At 67.2% G+C, this 23,491-nt stretch carries 21 protein-coding genes; 18 read left to right on the top strand and 3 right to left on the bottom strand.

The window, feature by feature from the left end; translation table 11 throughout:
• Nucleotides 1–45: 45 nt before the first annotated feature.
• The 3 genes from BM345_RS10970 to BM345_RS10960 form a co-directional block, all read right to left on the bottom strand.
• Nucleotides 46–1,575: an MFS transporter gene (locus BM345_RS10970; RefSeq protein WP_093379154.1), complete on the bottom strand. Its 1,530-nt coding sequence runs from the start codon at nucleotides 1,573–1,575 to the stop codon at nucleotides 46–48.
• A complete protein-coding gene (locus tag BM345_RS10965) occupies nucleotides 1,572–2,066 on the bottom strand; it encodes a MarR family winged helix-turn-helix transcriptional regulator (RefSeq protein WP_093379151.1) in 495 nt (164 codons plus the stop codon). The genes BM345_RS10970 and BM345_RS10965 overlap by 4 nt, the downstream gene beginning before the upstream one ends.
• Before the next feature lie 89 nt (nucleotides 2,067–2,155).
• A complete protein-coding gene (locus BM345_RS10960; RefSeq protein ID WP_093379149.1) occupies nucleotides 2,156–3,478 on the bottom strand; it encodes an amidase in 1,323 nt (440 codons plus the stop codon).
• Nucleotides 3,479–3,684: 206 nt separating this feature from the next.
• Here BM345_RS10960 and rpsB point away from each other — a divergent pair, with 206 nt between their 5' ends.
• From rpsB to carB, 18 genes are all read left to right on the top strand, one after another.
• Complete coding sequence (gene rpsB, locus BM345_RS10955) at nucleotides 3,685–4,440, top strand: 30S ribosomal protein S2 (RefSeq protein WP_093379466.1); 756 nt, start codon at nucleotides 3,685–3,687, stop codon at nucleotides 4,438–4,440.
• A gap of 84 nt (nucleotides 4,441–4,524) precedes the next feature.
• Nucleotides 4,525–5,448: a translation elongation factor Ts gene (tsf, locus tag BM345_RS10950; protein WP_093379146.1), complete on the top strand. Its 924-nt coding sequence runs from the start codon at nucleotides 4,525–4,527 to the stop codon at nucleotides 5,446–5,448.
• Nucleotides 5,449–5,538: 90 nt separating this feature from the next.
• Nucleotides 5,539–6,261 carry a UMP kinase gene (gene pyrH / locus BM345_RS10945; protein WP_093379123.1) on the top strand — a complete coding sequence of 241 codons (723 nt, stop codon included), beginning with the start codon at nucleotides 5,539–5,541 and terminating at the stop codon, nucleotides 6,259–6,261.
• Nucleotides 6,262–6,324: 63 nt separating this feature from the next.
• Nucleotides 6,325–6,888, top strand: coding sequence for a ribosome recycling factor (gene frr, locus BM345_RS10940; RefSeq protein WP_093379120.1), 564 nt, complete (start codon nucleotides 6,325–6,327; stop codon nucleotides 6,886–6,888).
• A gap of 8 nt (nucleotides 6,889–6,896) precedes the next feature.
• Nucleotides 6,897–7,634, top strand: coding sequence for a polyprenyl diphosphate synthase (gene uppS / locus BM345_RS10935; RefSeq protein ID WP_093379118.1), 738 nt, complete (start codon nucleotides 6,897–6,899; stop codon nucleotides 7,632–7,634).
• Nucleotides 7,635–7,641: 7 nt separating this feature from the next.
• The gene (locus tag BM345_RS10930) at nucleotides 7,642–8,487 is read left to right on the top strand and encodes a phosphatidate cytidylyltransferase (RefSeq protein ID WP_093379115.1); all 846 of its coding nucleotides are present in this window, start codon (nucleotides 7,642–7,644) and stop codon (nucleotides 8,485–8,487) included.
• Nucleotides 8,484–9,674, top strand: coding sequence for a 1-deoxy-D-xylulose-5-phosphate reductoisomerase (gene ispC, locus BM345_RS10925; protein ID WP_093379113.1), 1,191 nt, complete (start codon nucleotides 8,484–8,486; stop codon nucleotides 9,672–9,674). The genes BM345_RS10930 and ispC overlap by 4 nt, the downstream gene beginning before the upstream one ends.
• A 25-nt stretch (nucleotides 9,675–9,699) precedes the next feature.
• Nucleotides 9,700–11,070 carry an RIP metalloprotease RseP gene (gene rseP / locus BM345_RS10920; RefSeq protein ID WP_093379463.1) on the top strand — a complete coding sequence of 457 codons (1,371 nt, stop codon included), beginning with the start codon at nucleotides 9,700–9,702 and terminating at the stop codon, nucleotides 11,068–11,070.
• A gap of 36 nt (nucleotides 11,071–11,106) precedes the next feature.
• On the top strand, nucleotides 11,107–13,497 hold the full coding sequence (gene bamA / locus BM345_RS10915) for an outer membrane protein assembly factor BamA (protein ID WP_093379110.1): 2,391 nt from the start codon (nucleotides 11,107–11,109) through the stop codon (nucleotides 13,495–13,497).
• Nucleotides 13,497–14,060: an OmpH/Skp family outer membrane protein gene (locus BM345_RS10910; RefSeq protein WP_093379108.1), complete on the top strand. Its 564-nt coding sequence runs from the start codon at nucleotides 13,497–13,499 to the stop codon at nucleotides 14,058–14,060. The genes bamA and BM345_RS10910 overlap by 1 nt, the downstream gene beginning before the upstream one ends.
• Nucleotides 14,061–14,085: 25 nt before the next feature.
• A complete protein-coding gene (gene lpxD, locus BM345_RS10905; protein ID WP_093379105.1) occupies nucleotides 14,086–15,072 on the top strand; it encodes a UDP-3-O-(3-hydroxymyristoyl)glucosamine N-acyltransferase in 987 nt (328 codons plus the stop codon).
• Nucleotides 15,069–15,521 (top strand): 3-hydroxyacyl-ACP dehydratase FabZ, encoded by a 453-nt coding sequence (gene fabZ / locus BM345_RS10900; RefSeq protein ID WP_093379103.1) that lies wholly within the window; start codon nucleotides 15,069–15,071, stop codon nucleotides 15,519–15,521. Before lpxD ends, fabZ begins: the two co-directional genes overlap by 4 nt.
• A gap of 19 nt (nucleotides 15,522–15,540) precedes the next feature.
• Nucleotides 15,541–16,329, top strand: coding sequence for an acyl-ACP--UDP-N-acetylglucosamine O-acyltransferase (gene lpxA, locus BM345_RS10895; RefSeq protein WP_093379100.1), 789 nt, complete (start codon nucleotides 15,541–15,543; stop codon nucleotides 16,327–16,329).
• A gap of 11 nt (nucleotides 16,330–16,340) precedes the next feature.
• Nucleotides 16,341–17,489: a lipid-A-disaccharide synthase gene (gene lpxB / locus BM345_RS10890; RefSeq protein WP_175544966.1), complete on the top strand. Its 1,149-nt coding sequence runs from the start codon at nucleotides 16,341–16,343 to the stop codon at nucleotides 17,487–17,489.
• The gene (rnhB, locus tag BM345_RS10885) at nucleotides 17,461–18,144 is read left to right on the top strand and encodes a ribonuclease HII (protein WP_093379098.1); all 684 of its coding nucleotides are present in this window, start codon (nucleotides 17,461–17,463) and stop codon (nucleotides 18,142–18,144) included. Before lpxB ends, rnhB begins: the two co-directional genes overlap by 29 nt.
• Entirely contained in the window at nucleotides 18,141–18,938 is a 798-nt protein-coding gene (locus tag BM345_RS10880) for a TrmH family RNA methyltransferase (RefSeq protein ID WP_093379095.1), read from the top strand. The genes rnhB and BM345_RS10880 overlap by 4 nt, the downstream gene beginning before the upstream one ends.
• Nucleotides 18,939–19,088: 150 nt before the next feature.
• Nucleotides 19,089–20,261, top strand: coding sequence for a glutamine-hydrolyzing carbamoyl-phosphate synthase small subunit (gene carA, locus BM345_RS10875; RefSeq protein ID WP_093379458.1), 1,173 nt, complete (start codon nucleotides 19,089–19,091; stop codon nucleotides 20,259–20,261).
• Nucleotides 20,254–23,481 carry a carbamoyl-phosphate synthase large subunit gene (gene carB / locus BM345_RS10870; RefSeq protein WP_093379092.1) on the top strand — a complete coding sequence of 1,076 codons (3,228 nt, stop codon included), beginning with the start codon at nucleotides 20,254–20,256 and terminating at the stop codon, nucleotides 23,479–23,481. Before carA ends, carB begins: the two co-directional genes overlap by 8 nt.
• Nucleotides 23,482–23,491: the final 10 nt, after the last annotated feature.

Raw genomic sequence — 23,491 nt, 5'->3', positions numbered from 1 at the left:
GTTCCGAGCATAGACGAGCGCAAGCCCCGCGCCGGTGGCCAAAAGCTACTTCAGCCGCCGCTGCACCAGGATCACCACCGCCGCGCCCAGGGCGAGTGCCGCCAGCAGCCGGTAGAGGTCCCCGCAGGACATCAGCAGCGCCTGCTGGTCGACCAGGCGCGACAAAGACGCCATCGCGGCATGGTGCGCCTCGCCGCTGGACAGGCCCTGGGCCGTGAGGGAGGCCTGCAGCCCGTCCAGCCAGTTGCTGGCTTGCGGGCTCGACGTGTCGATGTGCGAGGCGATCTGGCTGGCGTTGGCGAACTGCCGGTCCTGCAGCGTGATGGCCGCCAGTGCCGAGGCGAAGGTGCCGGCCACCTGGCGCATCAGGTTCTTGCTCTGGTAGCCGTGCGCGAAGCGCTCGTCGCCCAGGTCGCGGAAGGTCAAGCCGGCCACCGGCAGCACCAGCAGCGCGCCGAAGACGCCCTTGGCGGCCAGTGCGAAGAGGAGGGCGCCGGCGGGCGCTTCGGGCGGCATGCTGGAGAGCATCCAGGCCGCCACTGCCAGGGCCAGTGCGCCGGCTGCCATCAGCGGCTTCTTGCGCGGCAGCCGTGCGCCGCGCTTGATGTAGGCCCAGGCCGCCGCCAGGGTCACGAGCGCAGAGAAGGTGTTGAGCCAGCCGGCCGTGATCAGCGGGATGCCCAGCCCGCGCTCCGCGTAGATCGGAAAGACGTAGCCGCTGGCACCCGCCAGGCAGTAGTGGACGAAGTACAGGCCCAGCCCTGCCAGGTAGACCGGGTGCCCCAGTTCGCGCAGCCGCACCAGTGGTTCGTCATGGCGCAGCTGGTGCGCGAAGAACCAGGCCAGCAGGCCGAGCCCGCACAGCGCGGTGATCGCGAGCCGCGCCGGATGTGCGAAGGCCTCGAAGCGCGCCTGCGCCAAGCCCATCTGCACCAGCGTCACGGCGGCGGCGAAGAGCAGCAGCGGGCCGGCGGCCCAGCGCACCGGCTCGCCGCCGCGCCCGGCGTTGTCGGGCATCAGCCACCACGCGCCCGCCATCGCCAGCGCGGCCAGGGGCAGGGAGGCCAGGAAGACCCAGCGCCAGCCCCAGTGCTCCACCAGCGCCGCCGACAGCAGCGGTCCGGCCGCCGACAGCGCGAAGGCCACCATCATGAAGTCCTTCAGTGCGCGGGGCCGGTCGCGCGGGCCGAAGAGCATGGGCACCAGCACCCGGCAGCTGGTGAAGAGGGCGCCGCCGCCAAAGCCCTGCAGCAGGCGCGCCAGCGTCAGCTGCGGCAGGTCCTGCGCGCCCGCGCAGGCCAGCCCGCCGAGCATGAACAGCGCCAGGGCCGCGCTCAGGTAGCGACGGTAGCCGAAATGGCGCGACAGCCACTGCTGCAGCACGATCATGGTCATGCTGCCGATGGCGTAGGCCGCCTGCACCTGCGCAAACTCGCGCGGTGCCGCGTCGATGCCGCCCACGATGTGGCTGGCGGCAAAGACGAACATGCCGTTCTCCAGGAACTCGACCCCCACGGTGAGGCCCAGCAGCAGCATCAGCAGCCGCTTCCTGTCGGCGTGCCAGCCCCAACTCATGGCGATTCCGGTGGCGACAGTTCCCTGTGCAAGAGCTTGAGCACGCGCAGGGCCTTGCCGGTGCCATCGGTGCCGACGGCGGACCAGCCGGACTGGTAGGCCGCATGCACCCCGGGCGCGGCGCGGCGCAGCAGGTCGCGCGCGGCATCGGTCTGGGCTAGGTGCAGGCTGCGGCGGTCCGTGCTGCTTCCGGCCAGCCGCTGGGCCAGGCCCTTCTTCTCGAGGCCGTCGAGCAGACGGGTGACCTGGGTGCGCGTGGCGTCCAGCGTGGTGCTCAGGTCGGAAGGGCGCAGCGGCTCGACGGCATGGTCGGCGATCAGCACCAGGGCCAGGTACTCGCGCATGTCGATGCCGAAGGGAGCCAGTGCTTCGTCGATGCGCGCTTCCAGCAGATGCGCCACGCGAAACAGCATCCGCGAGGCGGCAATGGCGTTGGCCAGTTCGGGTGGCCGGCCGGCCAGCAGGCGATCGAGACGGGAAGGCTGGGTCATTTCATTCGAAATAGTTTCATGTGAAATTATATCGAATGAAATTGAATTCCGCTCGGAGGTCCCTCCAACCGTCTTGCGGGCCTGGGCCGCTACGCGTCCTTCAGCAGCGCTTCCACCTGAAGGCCGATGCCCAGGATGTCGTCATCGTGAAGCGCTCCGTGCCACAGCATCAGGCCGGCCGGCGCCTCGCCCGCCGCCTGGCAGGGCAGGGACAGCGCGCAGCCGTCCAGCATGTTGACCACGGACGGATTGCGCAGGAGCAGGCCGTTGAGCCGGAAGAAGGCTTCGTCGCGCTCGGCGCCCGGCGCCACCCGCGCGATGGGCGGCGCGATGACCGGGACGGTGGGGGAGAGCACCGCGTCGAATCCGGCCAGCGCAGCTTCCATGCGTGCGATCCATTCGGCGCGTGCCTTCACCAGGTCGAGGTACTCGAAGGCCCGCATGTCGGCGCCCTTGACGATGCGCTGCGCCACCCGCGGGTCGTAGCCGGCGGCGCTGCGTTCCAGCAACTGTCGGTGCCAGGCGTAGCTCTCGGCGGCGGAGAAGCCGCCGGTGGCGTTGATGGCGGGCAGGTCGGCCAGGGGCGGCAGCGAGATCTCCTCGATGCGTGCGCCCGCGTCGCGCAGGCTGCTCAGGGCACGCTCGAAGGCCCGCGACACTGCGGGCTCCAGGGCGTCCTGGAACAGTTCCTTGACCACGGCGAAGCGGCGTTCCGGCAGAGGCCTGGCGCTGGGCGCAACGCTGCGCGCCGACAGGATCCCGTGCGCCACCACCGCATCGCGTACCGAGCGGGTCATGGCGCACACGGTGTCCAGCGTGGTCGACAGCGGCAGTGCGCCCTCGGTTGGCACGAGGCGCGCGGTGTTCTTGAAGCCGACGATGCCGTTCAGCGCAGCGGGGATGCGGATGGAACCTCCGGTATCCGAGCCCAGGCCGATGAAGGCGGCGCGTGTGGCCACCGAAATGGCCGCGCCGGACGAGGAGCCGCCCGGCACGGCCCCGGCCAAGGCTGCGTTCGACGGCGTGCCATGGTGCGGATTGATGCCGACGCCCGAGAAGGCGAACTCGGTCATGTTGGTGCGTCCGATCAGGATGCCGCCGGCGGCACGCAGCCGCGCCACGGCGGGCGCATCGGCCTTTGCGGCAGGCGCATGCGACAGCACCACCGAGCCGGCCGGGGAGGGCTGGCCGGCGATGTCGAACAGGTCCTTGGTCGACACTGCGAGGCCGGCGAGCGGCGAATTCGGGCGAGAGGCCTCGGATTCGGCCAAGGCCTCATCGAACATCGTCCGGGTAAAAACATGCGCGCAGGCGGGCGAACGGGCGGCCGCCAGGCTGCGTTCCATTTCGGTGCGGGCGCTGCGGCGGCCGGCCAGGATGTCGGCGCGGATCTGGAGAAGGTCTTCTTGCATGGGCCCAGAGCGTACAAGATGAGGGAAAGCACGGGGTGGCGTGCTATACTCTCTGGGTTTCGCTGATTGCGTGCGTCGCCTCTTTGGGGCAGGCGTCACCACAGTTGGAAACGCATCCGCAAACCGGTCCACTCAAGGTGTTGCAGTCCTCATGGCGAGGCGCAAAACGGGCCGGATTTTAGACATAACCTTTGGAGTTCAATCCCATGTCGACCACCATGCGCGAAATGCTGGAAGCCGGTGTCCATTTCGGCCACCAAACCCGCTTCTGGAACCCCAAGATGGCCCCGTTCATCTTTGGCAGCCGCAACAAGATCCACATCATCAACCTGGAAAAGTCGCTCCCGATGTTCCAGGACGCGATGAAGTACGCCAAGCAGCTCACCGCCAACCGCGGCACCATCCTGATGGTGGGCACCAAGCGCCAGGCTCGTGAAATCGTTGCCGCCGAAGCCCGCCGCGCCGGCGTGCCCTTCGTCGACACCCGTTGGCTCGGCGGCATGCTGACCAACTTCAAGACGGTCAAGACCTCCATCAAGCGCCTCAAGGACATGAAGGCCCAGCAGGAAGCTGGCCTCGACAGCCTGAGCAAGAAGGAGCAGCTCACTTTCACCCGTGAAATCGAGAAGCTCGAGAAGGACATTGGCGGCATCCAGGACATGACCGCTCTGCCCGATGCCATCTTCGTGATCGACGTGGGCTTCCACAAGATCGCCGTGGCCGAAGCCAAGAAGCTGGGCATCCCGCTGATCGGCGTGGTGGACTCCAACCATTCGCCCGAAGGCATCGACTACGTGATCCCCGGCAACGATGACTCGTCCAAGGCCGTCACGCTGTACGCCCGCGGCATCGCCGACGCCGTCATCGAAGGCCGTGCCAACGCCGTGTCCGACGTGGCCAAGGCCGTGACCGAAGGCGCCGACGACGAGTACGTCGAGGTCGAAGAGGGCGCCAACGCCTGATTTGCTCCCCCTGGAGCCTGAAGAAGGGGCTTTGTTGCCCCTTTTTTTTAACCTGAATACTGAACCGAGTACGGAGATCTAGATATGGCAGCAATCACCGCAAGCATGGTTGGCGAACTTCGCGCCAAGACCGACGCGCCGATGATGGAGTGCAAGAAGGCGCTGACCGAGGCCGAAGGCAACATGGAAAAGGCCGAAGAGCTGCTGCGCATCAAGCTGGGCAACAAGGCGGGCAAGGCATCCTCGCGCATCACCGCCGAAGGTGTGGTGGCGGCCTATGTCGACGGCACCACCGGCGGCCTGATCGAAATCAACTGCGAAACCGACTTCGTCAGCAAGAACGACAGCTTCCTGTTCTTCGCCAACAAGGCTGCTGAACTGGTCGCCAAGAGCAACCCGGCCGACATCGCTGCCCTGGGCGCCCTGCCCTACGAGCAGGACGGCTTCGGCCCCACGCTGGAAGACGTTCGCAAGGGCCTGATCGGCAAGATCGGCGAGAACATGACCTTCCGCCGCTTCAAGCGCTTCGCTTCCGGCGCCAAGCTGGCTTCCTACCTGCACGGCACCCGCATCGGCGTGCTGGTCGAGTACGAAGGTGACGACGTGGCTGCCAAGGACGTGGCCATGCACATCGCCGCCATGAAGCCCGTGGCGCTGTCCACCGCCGACGTCTCGAACGAGCTGATCGAGAAGGAGCGCGCTGTGGCCGCCGGCAAGGCAGAGGAAGACCGCAAGACCGCCGAAGCCGCTGGCAAGCCGGCGCAGTCGGCCGAGATCGTGACCAAGCGCGTCGAAGGCGCCGTGCAGAAGTTCCTGAAGGAAGTGTCCCTGTACAACCAGGCCTTCGTGAAGAACGACAAGCAGACCGTCGAGGCGATGCTCAAGGGCGCCAACACCCAGGTCAAGGGTTTCACGATGTTCATCGTGGGCGAAGGCATCGAGAAGAAGGTCGACGACTTCGCTGCCGAAGTGGCTGCCCAGGTGGCTGCCGCCAAGGGCCAGGCCTGATCCGACCCTGAGCCTGTCGCGGCATGATGTTGCCGCGACAGCATCATCCCCGCCCCTTACACTCCGCCCGCCACATTGAAGGAAATGCCCATGCCAGAGTCCCGCCCAGCCCACAAGCGCATCTTGTTGAAGCTGTCGGGCGAGGCGCTCATGGGTGACGATGCCTTCGGCATCAACCGCGCGACCATCGTCCGGATGGTCGAAGAGGTGGCCGAGGTGGTGAACATGGGGGTGGAGGTGGCCGTCGTGATCGGTGGCGGCAACATCTTCCGCGGCGTGGCCGGCGGCTCGGTCGGCATGGACCGCGCCACCGCCGACTACATGGGCATGCTGGCCACGGTGATGAACTCGCTGGCCCTGGCCGACGCGATGAACAAGCAGGGCCTCATTGCCCGCGTGATGTCGGCCATCGCCATCGAGCAGGTCGTCGAGCCCTACGTGCGCCCCAAGGCGCTGCAATACCTCGAAGAGGGCAAGGTGGTGGTGTTCGCCGCCGGCACCGGCAATCCCTTCTTCACGACCGACACCGCGGCCGCCCTGCGCGGCGCCGAGATCGGTGCCGAACTGGTCCTCAAGGCCACCAAGGTCGATGGGGTCTACAGCGCGGACCCCAACAAGGACCCCGAAGCCACGCGCTATGCGACGCTGAGCTTCGACGAGGCCATCGCCAAGAACCTGGGCATCATGGATGCCACCGCCTTCGCGCTGTGCCGCGACCAGAAGCTGCCGATCAAGGTGTTTTCGATCCTCAAGAACGGCGCGCTGCGCCGCGTCGTGATGGGCGAGGACGAAGGCACGCTCGTGCATGCCTGACAAAATGACGTACGCGCGCTGCCCGGATGGCGGCGCGGCTGCCGTCTTCCAGGAACCGAAGAAATGACCACTATCGCCGAGATCCGCAGCACGACCGACGCCAAGATGAATCAGTCGCTGGCTGCGTTCCAGAACAATTTGACCAAGATCCGCACCGGCCGCGCCAACCCGGCCCTGCTGGACACCATCCATGTCGACTACTACGGCTCTTCGGTTCCGCTGAGCCAGGTGGCCAACGTGTCGCTGCTCGACTCGCGCACGATCAGCGTGCAGCCTTGGGAAAAGGGCATGGGCGCCAAGATCGAGAAGGCGATCCGCGAAAGCGACCTGGGGCTGAACCCCGCCTCGATGGGTGACCTGATCCGCGTGCCGATGCCGCCCATGAGCGAAGAGCGCCGCAAGGAAATGACCAAGCTGGTGCGCACCGAAGGCGAGAACGCCAAGATCGCCACCCGCAACCTGCGCCGCGACGCCAACGAGGCGGTCAAGAAGCTGGTCAAGGACAAGCTGGCTTCCGAAGACGACCAGAAGCGCGCCGAAGGCGAGATCCAGAAGACGACCGACCGCCACATCGCCGAGATCGACAAGATGGTCGCGGCCAAGGAGGCGGAGATCATGGCCGTCTAGGCCCTCCCATGAGCAGACCGAGCGGCGCAATCCCCCACCACATCGCCGTCGTCATGGACGGCAACGGCCGCTGGGCGACCCGGCGCTTCCTGCCGCGCGTCGCCGGGCACAAGCAGGGCGTGGAGTCGCTGCGCCGCTGCGTCAAGGCCTGCGCCGCACGTGGCGTGGGCGTGCTGACGGTCTTCGCCTTCTCCTCCGAGAACTGGAACCGCCCGGCCGACGAAGTCTCGGGGCTCATGGAACTGATGGTGATGGCGCTGGGCCGGGAAGTTCCGCGCCTGCTCGAGGACGGCGTGCGCCTGCACTTCGTCGGCGCGCGCGGCGGGCTGTCGGAGAAGATCGCCAACGGCATCGCCAAGGCCGAGCAGGCCACCGCGCACAACACGAAGCTGGTGCTCAACGTCTGCTTCAACTACGGCGGCCGCTGGGACATCGCTCATGCGGCGCAGCAACTGGCCCTGAAGGGCGAGCCCATCACCGAAGAAAGCCTGAACCGGGCGCTGGCGCTGGCCCACGTGCCCGATCCCGACCTGTTCATCCGCACAGGCGGGGAGCAGCGGCTGTCCAACTTCCTGCTGTGGCAGAGCGCCTACTCGGAACTCTTCTTCAGCGACCGCCTGTGGCCCGAATTCGACGAGGCCGCACTCGACGAGGCCATCGCCGCCTTCCATGGCCGCGAGCGCCGCTTCGGCAAGACTTCGGCGCAACTCGCGCCGCCCGGCGCCCGCGCGCAGGAAGCAGCCTGACTCCCGCATGCTCAAGCAACGCATCATCACGGCCGTCATCCTGCTGGCCATCCTGCTGCCCGCGCTCTTCTATCCGTCCCATGTGCCCTTTGCCCTCGTGATGCTGGCGATGATCGGCGCCGGCGCGTGGGAGTGGGGCCGGCTCAATGGCTGCAGCCCGGGGGTCTCGATCTTCCTGGGCGTGGAGGCGGTCGCGCTTTGCGCACTGTCGTGGTGGCTCGGGCTGCTGGAGCAGCGCCTACCGCTGGTCTGGATCGTCGCCGGCGCCTGCTGGGTGCTGGGCGGCGGCCTGCTGCTGCGCGCGGGCGTGGCCGGCTGGCCTACGGTCCCGCGAGGGCTGCGGCTGGTGGGCGGTCTGCTCGCACTGTGGGTGGCCTGGCTGGCCGTCGTGCAGGCGCGCATCGTGGGCATCAATTTCCTGCTGTCGGTGCTGGTGCTGGTCTGGGTGGCCGACGTGTTCGCCTATTTCGCGGGCCGTGCCTTCGGTTTGCGCTTCACCAAGGGCAAGCTGGCCCCGTCCATCAGTCCCGGCAAGAGCTGGGAGGGCGTGTGGGGCGGCGTGGTCGGCGTGCTGGTGCTGGCGCTAGCCTGGGTCTGGGCCGACGATTCGACGCGTGCCCAGGTGGCCAGCCTCTACACCCGCCTTGCGGAGCGCGGCTGGTGGCAACTGCCCCTGGGCGTGGTCTTTCTTTCGATGATGAGCGTGGTGGGCGATCTGATCGAATCGCTCGTCAAGCGCAGCGCCGGTGCCAAGGACAGCAGCAACCTGCTGCCCGGCCACGGCGGCGTGCTGGACCGGGTGGATGCACTGTTGCCAACCCTGCCGCTTGCGATGATGCTGGCCTTCCTGTGAACCCCCTTCCCAAAAAGCGCGTCACGGTGCTGGGCGCCACTGGCTCGGTGGGCGTCAGCACGCTCGACGTGATCGCGCGCCACCCCGAGCATTTCGAGGTTTTCGCGCTCTCGGCCGCCACCCGCGTGGACGAACTGCTAGCGCAGTGCCACCGCTTCAAGCCGCGCTACGCGGTGATGGCCAGCGCCCCGCATGCCGCGGAACTGGCCGACAAGCTGCGCGCCAACGACATCGGCACCGAGGTGCTGCGTTCGCCCGATGCGCTGGAACGCATCGCCGACCACGAGGAGGTCGATGCGGTCATGGCCGCCATCGTCGGCGCCGCCGGCCTCTCGCCCTGCCTGGCCGCGGCGCGCGCCGGCAAGCGCTTGCTGCTGGCCAACAAGGAGGCCCTGGTGGTGGGTGGCGAGCTGTTCATGTCGGCGGTGCGCGAAGGCGGTGCCTCGCTGCTGCCCATCGACAGCGAGCATTCGGCCATCTTCCAGTCGCTGCCCGAAGACCCGGCCACCTGGCCGCGGCGCATCGACAAGATCATCCTTACCGCCTCGGGCGGGCCGTTCCGCACGCGGGACCCGCAGAGCCTGCGGGACGTCACGCCGGACCAGGCCTGCGCCCATCCCAACTGGGTCATGGGCCGCAAGATCTCGGTCGACTCGGCCACCATGATGAACAAGGCGCTGGAGGTGATCGAGGCGCGCTACCTGTTCGGCGTGACGCCCGAGCAGATCGAGGTGGTGATCCATCCGCAGAGCGTGATCCACTCGATGGTGCAGTTCACCGACGCCTCGGTGATCGCCCAGATGGGCACGCCCGACATGCGGGTGCCCATCGCCTGCGGCCTGGCCTGGCCCGAGCGGCTGGAAAGCGGCGCCACGCGCCTGGACTTCCGCAGCCTCTCGGCGCTCACCTTCGAGGCGCCCGACGCGCAGCGTTTCCCGGGCCTGGACCTGGCCTGGCAGGCCTTGCGCGCCGCGCCCGGCACCACCGCCGTGCTGAACGCCGCCAACGAGATCGCCGTCGAGTCCTTCCTGGACGGCCGGCTGCGTTTCGACCGCATTCATGCGGTGAACCTGGAAACTTTGCAGGCGGTGCTGCCCTCCAAGCCGGCATCGCTGGCCGACCTGCTGGACCTGGACGCCAGCGCGCGCCGTGCGGCCCGCGCGGCCGCGCTGCGTCTGGCGGCCTGAAGCGCAACCCTTCCAAGCTGCCGCCATGCTCACCGTCGTCGCCTTCATCGTTGCCCTGGCCATCCTGATCGCGGTGCACGAGTGGGGGCACTACCGCGTCGCCGTGGCCTGCGGCGTGAAGGTGCTGCGCTTCTCCGTGGGCTTCGGCCACACTCTCTACCGCTGGAAGCCCAAGCGCCAGCACCCGGGGCAGGACACCGAATTCGTGATCGGCGCCTTCCCGCTGGGCGGCTACGTCCGCATGCTCGACGAGCGCGAGGCCCCGGTGGACGCGGCCGAGCGCCACCGCGCCTTCAATACCCAGCCCCTGCGTTCGCGCGTGGCCATCGTGGCCGCCGGCCCGCTGGCGAACCTGGTGCTGGCCGTGGCGCTCTATGCCGCGGTGAACTGGATCGGCGTGGACGAACCGGTGGCGCGGCTGGCCCGTCCCGTGGCCGCCTCGCTGGCGGAGCAGGCCGGGCTTCGCGGCGGCGAGCACGTGCTGCGGGCCGGTTTCGATGGCGAACTGGAGCCCGTGCAGTCCTTCGAGGACCTGCGCTGGCGCATCACCCGCGGCGCGCTCGAGCGCCGCGACCTCTCGCTGGAGACCGATGCCGACGGGCGAGGGCGTGTTCAGACCGTGGTGCTGCCGCTCAGCCAGGTGGAGGCCAAGGACGCGGACGCCCAGATGTTCAGGCGCATCGGCATCGTCACGCCCTTGACCCGGCCGGAGATCGGCGAAGTGATGCCCGGCGGTGCGGCGCAGCGCGCCGGCCTGCAAAAGGGCGACCTCGTCCTGTCGGTGGGGAGCACGCCCATCGTCGACGGCCAGCAGTTGCGCGAGCTGATCCGTGCCTCGGTCGACGGCGACCAGCCGCGCGAGCAGGGCTGGCGTGTGCAGCGCGGCGCCCAGGTGATCGACCTGCCGGTCGCACCCGAAGTGCGGGCCGAAGGCTCCGGCAAGGTGGGGCGCATCGGCGCCTACGTGGGCGCGCTGCCCGAGATGGTGACGGTGCGCCAGGGCCCGCTGGACGGCATCTGGATGGGCGTGGTCCGCACCTGGGAGGTGTCGGCGCTCACCGTTCGCATGATGGGCAAGATGATCATCGGCGAGGCCTCGCTCAAGAACCTGAGCGGCCCGCTGACGATCGCGGACTACGCCGGCAAGTCGGCCAGCCTAGGCCTGACCCAGTACCTGACCTTCCTGGCCCTGATCAGCGTGAGCCTCGGGGTGCTGAATCTGATGCCGCTGCCCGTCCTCGATGGAGGGCACCTGATGTATTATCTTTGGGAGGGCCTCACCGGCAAGAGCGTGTCCGACGCCTGGATGGAGCGGTTGCAGCGCGGTGGCGTTGCACTGCTGCTGATCATGATGTCCATCGCGCTCTTCAACGACGTGACTCGGCTCTTTGGTTAACTTTCGCTCGGCCGCGACGCGCCGGCCCAATCTCTAATGAAGAACAAATTCAGCCGCATCCGCCTGCGCAGCATTGTCGTACTCGTTGCCGGCGCGGTTTCCACACTGGCTGCCTGGGCCGTCGAGCCTTTCACCGTCCGCGACATCCGCGTCGAAGGCCTGCAGCGCGTCGAGCCAGGCACCATCTTCGCCTCCATGCCGATCCGCGTGGGCGATACCTACACCGACGAGCGCGGCTCGGCCGCCATCCGTGCGCTGTTCGACCTGGGCCTGTTCAAGGACGTGCGCATCGATGTGAACGACAGCGTGGTGGTCGTGATCGTCGAAGAACGGCCCACCATCGCCGATGTGGACTTCGTCGGCACCAAGGAATTCGACAAGGACAACCTCAAGAAGGCCCTGCGCGACGTGGGCCTTGCCGACGGCCGTCCCTATGACAAGGCGCTGGCCGACCGTGCCGAGCAGGAGCTCAAGCGCCAGTACGTGAGCCGCAGCCTCTACAACGCGGAAGTGGTGACCACGGTGACGCCCATCGAGCGCAACCGCGTCAACCTGACCTTCACCGTGACGGAGGGCGATGCTGCCCGCATCCGCGAGCTCAAGATCGTGGGCAACAAGGCCTTCAGCGAGTCGACCCTGCTGGGCCTGTTCGACCAGGACACCGGCGGCTGGCTGAGCTGGTACACCAAGTCCAACCAGTATTCGCGCTCCAAGCTCAACGCCGACCTGGAGACGCTGCGCTCCTACTACCTGCAGCGCGGCTACCTCGAGTTCCGCATCGACTCGACCCAGGTGGCGATCTCGCCCGACCGGCAGGACCTGTCTGTGACGGTCAACGTCACCGAGGGCGAGAAGTTCGTGGTCTCGGGCGTCAAGCTGGAAGGCAACTTCCTGGGCCGCGAGGACGAGTTCAAGTCGCTGGTCACCATCGAGCCGGGCGAGCCCTACAACGGCGAGCAGGTCACGGCCACCACCAAGGCCTTCACCGACTACTTCGGCACCTTCGGCTATGCCTTCGCGCGTGTGCAGGCCCGGCCCGAGGTGGATCGCGTCAACAATCGCGTCGCGCTGACCCTTCAGGCTGACCCCGCGCGCCGGGTGTACGTGCGCCGCATCAGCGTGAGCGGCAACAACCGCACCCGCGACGAAGTGATCCGCCGCGAGTTCCGCCAGTACGAGGCATCCTGGTACGACGGCGACCGCATCAAGCTTTCGCGTGACCGGGTCGACCGCCTGGGCTACTTCACCGAAGTCAACGTGGACACGCAGGAGGTGGCGGGCACGCCCGACCAGGTGGACCTGACCGTGGCGGTCAACGAGAAGCCCACCGGCGCGCTGCAACTGGGTGCCGGCTACTCCTCGGCCGAAAAAGTCTCGTTCAATTTCGGCATCTCGCAGGAGAACGTGTTCGGCTCGGGCAACTACCTGGGCCTGCAGGTCAACACCAGCAAGTACAACCGGGTCATCCAGCTGACCAGCACCAATCCGTACTTCACGCAGGACGGCATCTCGCGCACCTTCGACCTGTACTACCGCACCACGCGTCCGTACTACACGGAAGATGGTGACTACCGCCTCGTCAACGAGGGCGGCACCCTGCGCTTCGGCGTGCCTTTCAGCGAAGTGGACACGGTGTTCTTCGGCGTCGGCCTGGAGCGCTACAGCTTCGACCCGGGCACCAACATCGCCTCGCAGATCCCGCAGGCCTACCGCGACTACTTCGGCTGCCCGACCACGTCGGACGGCTTCATCCTCTCCTGCAGCAACGACAGCGTGTGGGGCATCCCTCTTACCGTGGGCTGGGCCCGCGACGCTCGCGACAGTGCCCTGGTTCCCACGCGCGGCCGCCTGCAGCGCGCCAACCTGGAGATCGGCTCCGGTGGCGACATGAAGTACTACAAGGGCAGCTACCAGATCCAGCAGTTCTACCCGCTGTCCAAGCAATACACCTTCGCCATGAATGCCGAGGTGGGCTACGGCCGGGCCTATGGCGACAAGGTCTACCCGATCTTCAAGAACTTCTATGCCGGCGGCCTGGGCTCGATCCGGGGCTTCGAGCAGAACTCGCTGGGCCCGCGCGACAGCGTCACGCAGGCCTCGCTGGGCGGCACGAAGAAGGCCATCTTCAACGCGGAAATCAATGCGCCGTTCCCGGGCGCCGGCAACGACCGCACGCTGCGCCTCTATGGCTTCTTCGACATCGGCAACGTGTTTGCCGATCGGACCCCGGACCTGAACGACGCGCAGTGGGAAGCGCAGAAGAAGTTGCGCTCATCGGTGGGCCTGGGCATCAGCTGGGTGTCGCCGTTGGGCCCGCTTCGCCTGGCCTATGCGATCCCGGTCCAGTCCCAGAAGGCGGACCCGGCGAACAACATCCCCGAGGATAGAATTCAGCGGATCCAATTCCAGATCGGAACGTCGTTTTAATGAACCAATTGCTTCGTGTCGCCGCGGCACTGCTGGTGCCGGTCTTCGCACTTGGCGCAGCGCCGGCGCAGGCACAGGAAACCTTTCGCGTCGGCTTCGTCAATCCGGACCGTGTGCTGCGCGAGGCACTGCCGGCCAAGGCCGCCCAGGCCAAGCTGGAAGCAGAGTTCGGCAAGCGCGACAAGGATCTTCAGGCGCAGGGCGCGGAGCTCAAGGCGGCATCCGAGCGCTTCGAGCGCGAGGCGCCGACCCTGGCGGACAGCCAGCGCGCCCAGCGCCAGCGCCAGCTCATCGAGCAGGACCGCGAGTTCCAGCGCAAGCGCCGCGAGTTCCAGGAAGACCTCAACGCCCGCAAGAACGAAGAGCTGCAGGCCGTCTACGAACGCGCCAACCGCGTCGTCAAGCAGGTGGCCGAGACCGAGAAGTACGACGCCATCCTGCAGGAGGCGATCTACATCAATCCCAAGCACGACATCACCGACAAGGTGATCAAGGCCCTGAACGCCTCCGGCCCGACCGGCACCGCTACCCCCGCGGTTCCCGCTGGTACCAACGGCAAGTAGGTCCGGCGCAGGCTGGGAAGACGGCGTGGCACTGCAACTCGCAGCCATCGTTGACGCCCTGGGGGGCGAACTGCATGGTGACCGCGAGCGCACCATCGAGCGCCTGGCGCCGCTGCAGAGTGCGGGGGAAGCCGAGCTGAGCTTCCTGTCCAATCCCAAGTTCCAGAAGGACCTGGCCGCCAGCGCTGCAGGCTGCGTGATCGTGTCACCAGCCGCGCAGGAAGCCGCCGCGGCGCGCGGCGACTACATCCTCACGCCCGATCCCTACCTGTACTTCGCCCGCCTCACCCAGTTGTGGAAGGCGCGGCATGCCCCGCCCAAGGGCGAGCGCATCCACCCCAGCGCGGTGATCCATCCCGAGGCCATCGTCGATGCCACGGCCGAGATCGGGCCGCTGTGCGTGGTGGAGCGGGGCGCGCGCATCGGCGCGGGCACCGTGCTCAAGTCCCACGTGACCGTGAGCGAAGGCTGCCTGATCGGCGATCGGTGCCTCCTGCATCCCGGCGTGGTGATCGGCGCGGACGGCTTCGGCCTGGCACCGTCCAAAGAGGGCTGGATCAAGATCGAGCAGTTGGGCGCCGTGCGCATCGGCAACGACGTCGAGATCGGCGCCAACACCTGCATCGACCGTGGCGCGCTGGAAGACACCGTCATCGAGGACGGCGTCAAGATGGACAACCTGATCCAGATCGGCCACAACGTGCGCATCGGCCGCAACACGGCGATGGCGGGCTGCTCGGCGGTGGCCGGCAGCGCCCAGATCGGCCCCAACTGCACCATCGCCGGCGCCGGCATGGTGCTGGGGCATCTCACGCTGGCCGAGGGCGTGCACGTCTCGGCGGCTTCGCTGGTCACCCGATCGATCCTCAAGCCGGGGCAGTACACCGGGGTGTTCCCCATCGACGAGAATGCGGCCTGGGAGAAAAACGCCGCCACGCTTCGGCATCTCCATTCCCTGAGGGAGCGCATCAAGGCGCTGGAGAAAAGCCTCTCGCAAGAAAAGAAATCATGACCACCGATACGCTCGACATCCACCAGATCCTCAAGCTGCTGCCGCACCGCTATCCCTTCCTGCTTGTCGATCGCGTGATCGACATGGAAAAGGGCAAGCGCATCACGGCGCTGAAGAACGTGACGATGAACGAGCCCTTCTTCAACGGTCACTTCCCGCACCGTCCGGTGATGCCGGGCGTGCTGATGCTCGAAGCCATGGCGCAGGCGGCTGCGCTGCTTTCTTTCCGCTCGCTGGACATCGTGCCCGACGAGAACATGATCTATTACTTCGCCGCCATCGACGGCGCGCGCTTCAAGCGTCCCGTGGAACCGGGCGACCAGCTCATCCTCGAGGTCGAGATCGAGCGCATGAAGGCCGGCATCTCCAAGTTCCGCGGCCGCGCCCTGGTCGGCCAGGAAGTGGCCTGCGAGGCGCAGCTCATGTGCGCCATGCGCCAGATCAACTGATCGCGGCCCTTTCGATCGAATGACGCAGATTCACCCGACGGCCCTCGTCGATCCCAAGGCACAGCTCGATTCGTCGGTGACGGTCGGGCCCTATGCCGTGATCGGGCCCGAGGTGCGCATCGGCGCCGGCACCTCGGTCGGCCCGCATTGCGTGGTCGAGGGCCGCACCACCATCGGGCGCGACAACCGCTTCTTCCAGTTCAGCTCCATCGGGGCCGAGCCGCAGGACAAGAAGTACAAGGGCGAGGACACCGAACTCATCATTGGCGACCGCAACTTGGTGCGCGAGTTCTGCACTTTCAACCGCGGCGTCCCGGGTGCTGGCGGCAAGACCAGCATCGGCGACGACAACTGGATCATGGCTTACTGCCACATCGCGCACGATTGCCACGTCGGCAGCCACACGACGATGTCTAACAACACCACATTGGCGGGGCACGTGCTGATCGGCGACTGGGTCACGGTGGGTGGGCTGACTGGCATCCATCAGTTCGTGAAGGTCGGCGCGCACGCCATGCTCGGCTTTGCCAGCGCGGTCACCCAGGACGTGCCGCCCTTCATGCTGGTGGACGGCAACCCGCTCGCGGTCCGCGGGTTCAACACCGTGGGGCTCAAGCGCCGAGGCTTCTCGGCGGCGCGTCTCGCGGCTGTCAAGCAGATGCACAGGTTGCTCTACCGTGAAGGCAAGACCCTCCAGGAGGCCCGTGACGCCATCGACGCGCTGGCCGGCGACACGCCCGAGGCGGCGGAGGACGTCGCCCTCATGAGCGCCTTCCTGGCCGACGCCACGCGCGGCATCGCGCGCTGAGGGCGGCTGTGGTGCAAAGCGCGCAGCAGCGACAGTTCGCGCTGGTCGCGGGCGAGGCGTCCGGCGACCTGCTGGCTGGCCTCATGCTCGACGGCCTGAAGGCGCGCTGGCCCGGCATGCAGTCGGCGGGCATCGGCGGACCGCGGATGATCGACCGCGGTTTCCAGACCTGGTGGCCGCAGGAAAAGCTGGCCGTGCGCGGCTACATCGAGGTGCTGCGCCACTACCCGGAAATCGCCGGCATCCGGCGCCAGCTCAAGGCGCGGTTGCTGCGTGAGCGGCCCGACATCTTCATCGGCGTGGATGCACCCGATTTCAACCTGGACCTGGAAGCCGGCCTGCGCGCGCAGGGCGTCAAGACGGTGCACTTCGTCTGCCCGTCGATCTGGGCCTGGCGTCCCGAGCGCATCGACAAGATCCGCGCCGCCGCCGACCGCGTGCTCTGCATCTTCCCTTTCGAGCCGGCCATGCTGGCGGAGAAGGGCGTGGCCGGCAGCTACGTGGGCCATCCGCTGGCCCAGGTCATTCCCATGGAGCCCGACCGCGCCGCCGCGCGCTCGGCTCTGGGCCTGCCGGCCGACGCGCCGGTGGTGGCGCTGCTTCCGGGCAGCCGGCAGTCGGAGCTGCGCTACATCGCCTCGCGCTTCCTGGCGGCCGCCGCGCTGATGCGCCGCGAAGACCCGAACATCCGCTTCGTGCTGCCCACGCTGCCTGCCTTGCGTGCCGAGGCCGAACAGATGCTGCAGGCCAGCGGCATGGCCGGGCATGTGATGCTGCTCAATGGCCAGTCCCACGCCGTGCTGGCGGCCTGCGACGCCACGCTGATCGCCAGCGGCACTGCGACCCTGGAGGCGGCGCTTTTCAAGCGGCCCATGGTGATCGCCTACAACATGAACAACCTGACTTGGCGGCTGATGATCCGCAAGCAACTGCAGCCCTGGGTCGGCCTGCCCAACATCCTGTGCCGCGATTTCGTGGTGCCCGAGCTGATCCAGCACGAGGCCACGCCGCAGGCCCTGGCCCAGGCCACGCTGGCCTGGCTGCGCTCGCCTGAAAAGGTTCAGGCACTGCAACAAAGATTCACCGCGCTGCATGCCCAATTGCTGCGCGACACGCCCACACTGTGTGCCGATGCGATCGAGCAAGTTCTTGAAGGCTAAGCAGGCCCCCCTGATCTGGGACGTCCCCGGCCTGATGGCCGGCGTGGACGAGGCCGGCCGCGGCCCGCTGGCCGGCCCGGTGGTGGCCGCCGCCGTCATCCTGGACGACCTGCGCCCGATCCGCGGCCTGGCCGACTCGAAGGTGCTGAGCCCCAAGCAGCGCGAGCGCCTGTACGACCAGATCATGGCCAAGGCCCTGTGCTGCTCGGTGGCCATGGCCAGCGTGGAAGAAATCGACACCCACAACATCCTGCAAGCCACCATGCTGGCCATGCGCCGCGCGGTGGAAGGGCTTCGACTGAAGCCGGCCAAGGTGCTGGTGGATGGCAACCGCCTGCCCACGCTCGACGTGCTGGCCGAGGCGGTGGTCGGCGGTGATGCCCGCATCAAGGCGATTTCCGCCGCCTCCATCCTGGCCAAGGTGCACCGCGACCGGCTGTGCGAGGAGTTGCACACCCAATTCCCTCACTACGGGTTTGCCGCCCACAAGGGTTACGGCACGCCCGAGCACCTGGAGGCCCTGCGCGTTCACGGCGCCTGCGTGCACCACCGGCGCTCCTTCAGCCCGGTGGCGGCCGTCATGCCGGCGACGGTCGTCGAGGTCGATCTGAGCATCACGACCACCGCCAGCGTGAGCCTGACGGCCTCGCCATGACCAGCCCCGACATCACCACGGTCAGCTCGCGCGACAACCCGCTGCTCAAGGACCTGCGCAGGCTGGCGCAGGACCCAGGGGCCTACCGCAAGCTGGGCAAGGTCTGGCTGGAAGGCGACCATCTCTGCCGGGCGGCCCGAGAACGCGGCGTTCGGCCGGCCATTGCCGTGTTCACCGAGTCGTATTGGGGCGTTCAGGAGGCGCAGTGGCGCGGCTACGCCCGCAAGACCGTGCTGCTGCCCGACGCGCTGCTGCACGGCGTCAGCGGCCTGGAGTCCCCGGCACCGATGGGTTTCGTGATCGACACGCCCGCGCCGCCGGAAATCCAGCCGACCGCGCCCACCATCGTGCTCGACCGGCTGCAGGACGCCGGCAACGTCGGCTCCATCCTGCGCAGCGGGGCGGCCTTCGGCTTCCAGCAGGTCATCGCCCTCAAGGGCACGGCCGCGCTGTGGGCGCCGAAGGTGCTGCGGGCTGGCATGGGCGCGCATTTCGGGCTCCGGCTGATCGAAAGTGCAGCGCCCGAGGTGCTGGATGCCTTGCAACTGCCGCTGCTGGCCACCAGCTCGCACGGCGGCCAGTGGCTGCACGAGGCGCACGCGCAAAAGAGCCTGCCCAACCCCTGCGCCTGGCTGATGGGCCACGAAGGGCAGGGCGTCTCCCCGGAGTTGCAACAGCGCGCAACGCAGCTGATCCGCATTGCCCAGCCCGGCGGCGAGGAATCCCTCAACGTGGCCGCCGCGGCGGCCATCTGCCTGCACGCGAGTGCAGCCGTCTCGCTGCGTTCTCCGTAGAAACACCAAGCGCCCGGCTATAATGGGAGGCTTTCCCGCTCATACCCAGCCCGCCGCGCACGCAAGCTCTACCTCGACGAAAGTTGCAACCCCTGCCGCCTCGAATGGCACCTTGGGTTCGCTGTGGGCGTCATCCATCCGGAGAACCCAGTGCTTTTGTCTCTTCAGGGCGCCTTCCCGCCCGCCATCCTGGCGCTTGCAGACGGCACGGTCTTTCTCGGTCAGTCGATCGGTGCCCCCGGCACCACCGTCGGTGAAGTGGTGTTCAACACCGCCATCACCGGCTACCAGGAAATCCTCACCGACCCCAGCTACTGCCAGCAGATCGTCACCCTGACGTATCCGCACATCGGCAACTACGGCGTCAACGAGGAAGACATCGAGGCCGACAAGATCCACGCCGCAGGGCTGATCATCCGCGACCTGCCGCTGGTCGCGTCGAACTTCCGCAAGACCGCCACGCTCACCGAGTACCTGCGTGCCGGCAACACGGTGGCCATCGCCAACATCGACACCCGCAAGCTCACCCGCCACCTGCGCACCCACGGCGCGCAGAACGGCTGCATCCTGGGCCTGAAGGACGGCGAGGCGGTCAGCCAGGCGCTCATCGACAAGGCCATCGGCGCCGCCAAGGGCGCGCCCAGCATGTCCGGCCTGGACCTGGCCAAGGTCGTGTCGGTGAAGCAGACCTACGAGTGGACCCAGACCGAATGGAAGCTCGGCTCGGGCTACGGCGTGCAGATCACGCCCAAGTTCCACGTGGTGGCCTTCGACTTCGGCGTGAAGAAGAACATCCTGCGCATGATCGCGCAGCGCGGCGCGCGCATCACGGTGGTTCCGGCGCAGACTCCGGCGGCCGACATCCTGAAGCTCAAGCCGGATGGCATCTTCCTGGCCAACGGTCCCGGCGATCCGGAGCCCTGCGACTACGCGATCACCGCCGTCAAGGAACTCATCGAGACCGGCATCCCCACCTTCGGCATCTGCCTGGGCCACCAGATCATGGCCCTGGCCCTGGGCGCCAAGACCTACAAGATGAAGTTCGGCCACCACGGCGCGAACCATCCGGTGAAAGACCTGGACAACGGCCGCGTGAGCATCACCAGCCAGAACCACGGCTTCGCGGTGGACGAGAAATCGCTGCCGTCGACGCTGCGTCCCACGCACATCAGCCTGTTCGACAACACGCTGCAGGGCCTGGCCCACACCAGCAAGCCGGCCTTCTGCTTCCAGGGCCACCCGGAAGCCTCGCCCGGCCCGCACGACATCGCCTACCTGTTCGATCGCTTCGCGGCATTGATGGAGAAACACAAGAATGCCTAAGCGCACAGACCTCAAATCGATCCTCATCATCGGCGCCGGCCCGATCATCATCGGCCAGGCCTGCGAGTTCGACTACTCGGGCGTGCAGGCCTGCAAGGCCTTGCGCGAGGAGGGCTACAAGGTCATCCTGATCAACAGCAACCCCGCGACGATCATGACCGACCCGGCCACGGCCGACGTCACCTACATCGAGCCCATCACCTGGCAGACGGTCGAGAAGATCATCGCCAAGGAGCGCCCCGACGCCATCCTGCCCACCATGGGTGGCCAGACCGCGCTGAACTGTGCGCTGGACCTGTGGCGCAACGGCGTCCTCGACAAGTACAAGGTCGAGCTGATCGGCGCCTCGCCCGAGGCCATCGACAAGGCCGAGGACCGCCTCAAGTTCAAGGACGCGATGACCAAGATCGGCCTGGGCTCGGCGCGCTCGGGCATCGCGCACTCCATGGACGAGGCTTGGGCGGTGCAGAAGAGCGTGGGCTTCCCCACCGTGATCCGCCCCAGCTTCACGCTGGGCGGCACCGGCGGCGGCATTGCCTACAACCCGGAAGAGTTCGAGGTCATCTGCAAGCGCGGCCTCGAAGCCTCGCCCACCAACGAACTGCTGATCGAAGAGTCGCTGCTCGGCTGGAAGGAGTACGAGATGGAAGTGGTCCGCGACAAGGCGGACAACTGCATCATCGTGTGCTCCATCGAGAACCTGGACCCGATGGGTGTGCACACCGGCGACTCGATCACCGTGGCCCCGGCCCAGACGCTGACCGACAAGGAATACCAGATCATGCGCAACGCCAGCCTGGCGGTGCTGCGCGAGATCGGCGTGGACACCGGCGGCTCCAACGTGCAGTTCTCGGTCAATCCGAAGGATGGCCGCATGATCGTCATCGAGATGAACCCGCGCGTGTCGCGTTCCTCGGCGCTGGCCTCCAAGGCCACGGGCTTCCCGATCGCCAAGGTGGCGGCCAAGCTGGCCATCGGCTACACGCTGGACGAACTGCGCAACGAGATCACCGGCGGCGCCACGCCGGCGTCCTTCGAGCCCTCGATCGACTACGTGGTCACCAAGATCCCGCGTTTCGCCTTCGAGAAGTTCCCGCAGGCCGACTCGCGCCTGACCACCCAGATGAAGTCGGTGGGCGAGGTGATGGCCATGGGCCGCACCTTCCAGGAATCCTTCCAGAAGGCCCTGCGCGGCCTGGAAGTGGGCGTGGACGGCATGAACGAGAAGACCCAGGACCGCGAGGTGCTGGAGAAGGAACTGGGCGAGCCCGGTCCCGAGCGCATCTGGTACGTGGGCGATGCCTTCGCCCAAGGCATGAGCGTCGATGAAGTCTTCGCGCTCACCAAGATCGACCGCTGGTTCCTGGTGCAGATCGAGGAGATCGTGAAGATCGAACTCGAGCTGGAAACCAAGTCGCTGGACGACATCGACGCCGCCCAGCTCCGCATCCTGAAGCAGAAGGGCTTCAGCGACCGCCGCCTGGCCAAGCAGCTGCGCACCACCGACACGGCCGTGCGCGAGAAGCGCCGCGCCCTGGGCGTGCGCCCGGTCTACAAGCGCGTGGACACCTGCGCCGCCGAGTTCGCGACCAACACCGCCTACATGTATTCCACCTACGAGGAGGAATGCGAGGCCGAGCCCACCAACAACAAGAAGATCATGGTGCTGGGTGGTGGTCCCAACCGCATCGGCCAGGGCATCGAGTTCGACTACTGCTGCGTGCATGCCGCGCTCGCCATGCGCGAGGACGGCTACGAGACCATCATGGTCAATTGCAACCCCGAGACGGTCTCGACCGACTACGACACCTCCGATCGCCTGTACTTCGAGCCGCTCACGCTGGAAGACGTGCTGGAGATCGTCGACAAGGAAAAGCCCACGGGCGTGATCGTGCAGTACGGCGGCCAGACGCCGCTGAAGCTTGCGCTCGACCTGGAGGCCAACGGCGTGCCGATCATCGGCACTTCGCCCGACATGATCGACGCCGCGGAAGACCGCGAGCGCTTCCAGAAGCTGCTGCACGAATTGGGCCTGCGCCAGCCGCCCAACGCCACCGCCCGTACCGAGCCCGAGGCGCTGGAAAAGGCCGCGTCGCTGGGCTATCCGCTTGTGGTTCGCCCCAGCTACGTGCTGGGCGGCCGCGCGATGGAAATCGTGCACGAGCAGCGCGACCTCGAGCGCTACATGCGCGAGGCCGTCAAGGTGAGCAATGACTCGCCGGTGCTGCTGGACCGCTTCCTGAACGACGCCATCGAGTGCGACGTCGACTGCTTGCGCGACGCCGAAGGCGCCACGCTGATCGGCGGCGTGATGGAGCACATCGAGCAGGCCGGCGTGCACTCGGGCGACTCCGCCTGCTCGCTGCCGCCCTACAGCCTGCGCGCCGAGACGATCGATGAACTCAAGCGCCAGAGCGCCGCAATGGCCAAGGCCTTGAACGTGGTCGGCCTGATGAACGTGCAGTTCGCCATCCAGGAGAAGGACGGCAAGGACGTCATCTACGTGCTGGAAGTGAACCCGCGCGCCTCGCGCACCGTGCCCTACGTGAGCAAGGCCACCGGTATCCAGCTGGCCAAGGTCGCGGCCCGCTGCATGGCCGGCACCTCGCTGGCCAGGCAGGGCGTCACCAAGGAAGTGACGCCGCCTTACTTCAGCGTGAAGGAGGCCGTGTTCCCCTTCGTCAAGTTCCCCGGCGTGGACACCATCCTCGGTCCGGAGATGAAGTCCACCGGCGAGGTGATGGGCGTGGGCAAGACCTTCGGCGAAGCCTTCGTGAAGTCGCAGCTGGGCGCCGGCACGCACCTGCCCAAGTCGGGCAAGGTCTTCATCTCGGTGAAGAACAACGACAAGGCGCGCGCCGTCGAGGTCGCGCGCGGCCTGGCGCAGCTGGGCTTCGAGCTGATCGCCACCAAGGGCACGCAGGCCGCCATCCAGGCGGGCGGCGTGGCCTGCGAGGTGGTCAACAAGGTGACCGAAGGCCGCCCGCACATCGTGGACATGATCAAGAACAACGAGATTGCCCTGGTCATCAACACGGTGGAAGAGCGCCGCAACGCCATTGCCGACTCGCGCCAGATCCGCACCTCCGCGCTGCTGGCCCGCGTGACCACCATCACCACCATCTTCGGTGCCGAGGCGGCGGTGGAAGGCATGAAGCACCTCAACGAGCTGTCGGTGATCTCCGTGCAGGAGATGCACGCGCAGCTGGCGGCCGCCTGAGGTAGGCTCG

This window comes from Variovorax sp. OV329 (assembly GCF_900114785.1).
Lineage (GTDB): Bacteria > Pseudomonadota > Gammaproteobacteria > Burkholderiales > Burkholderiaceae_C > Variovorax.
The sequence above is the reverse complement of the archived record's forward strand: the minus strand, read 5'-3'. Positions and strand labels throughout refer to the sequence as shown.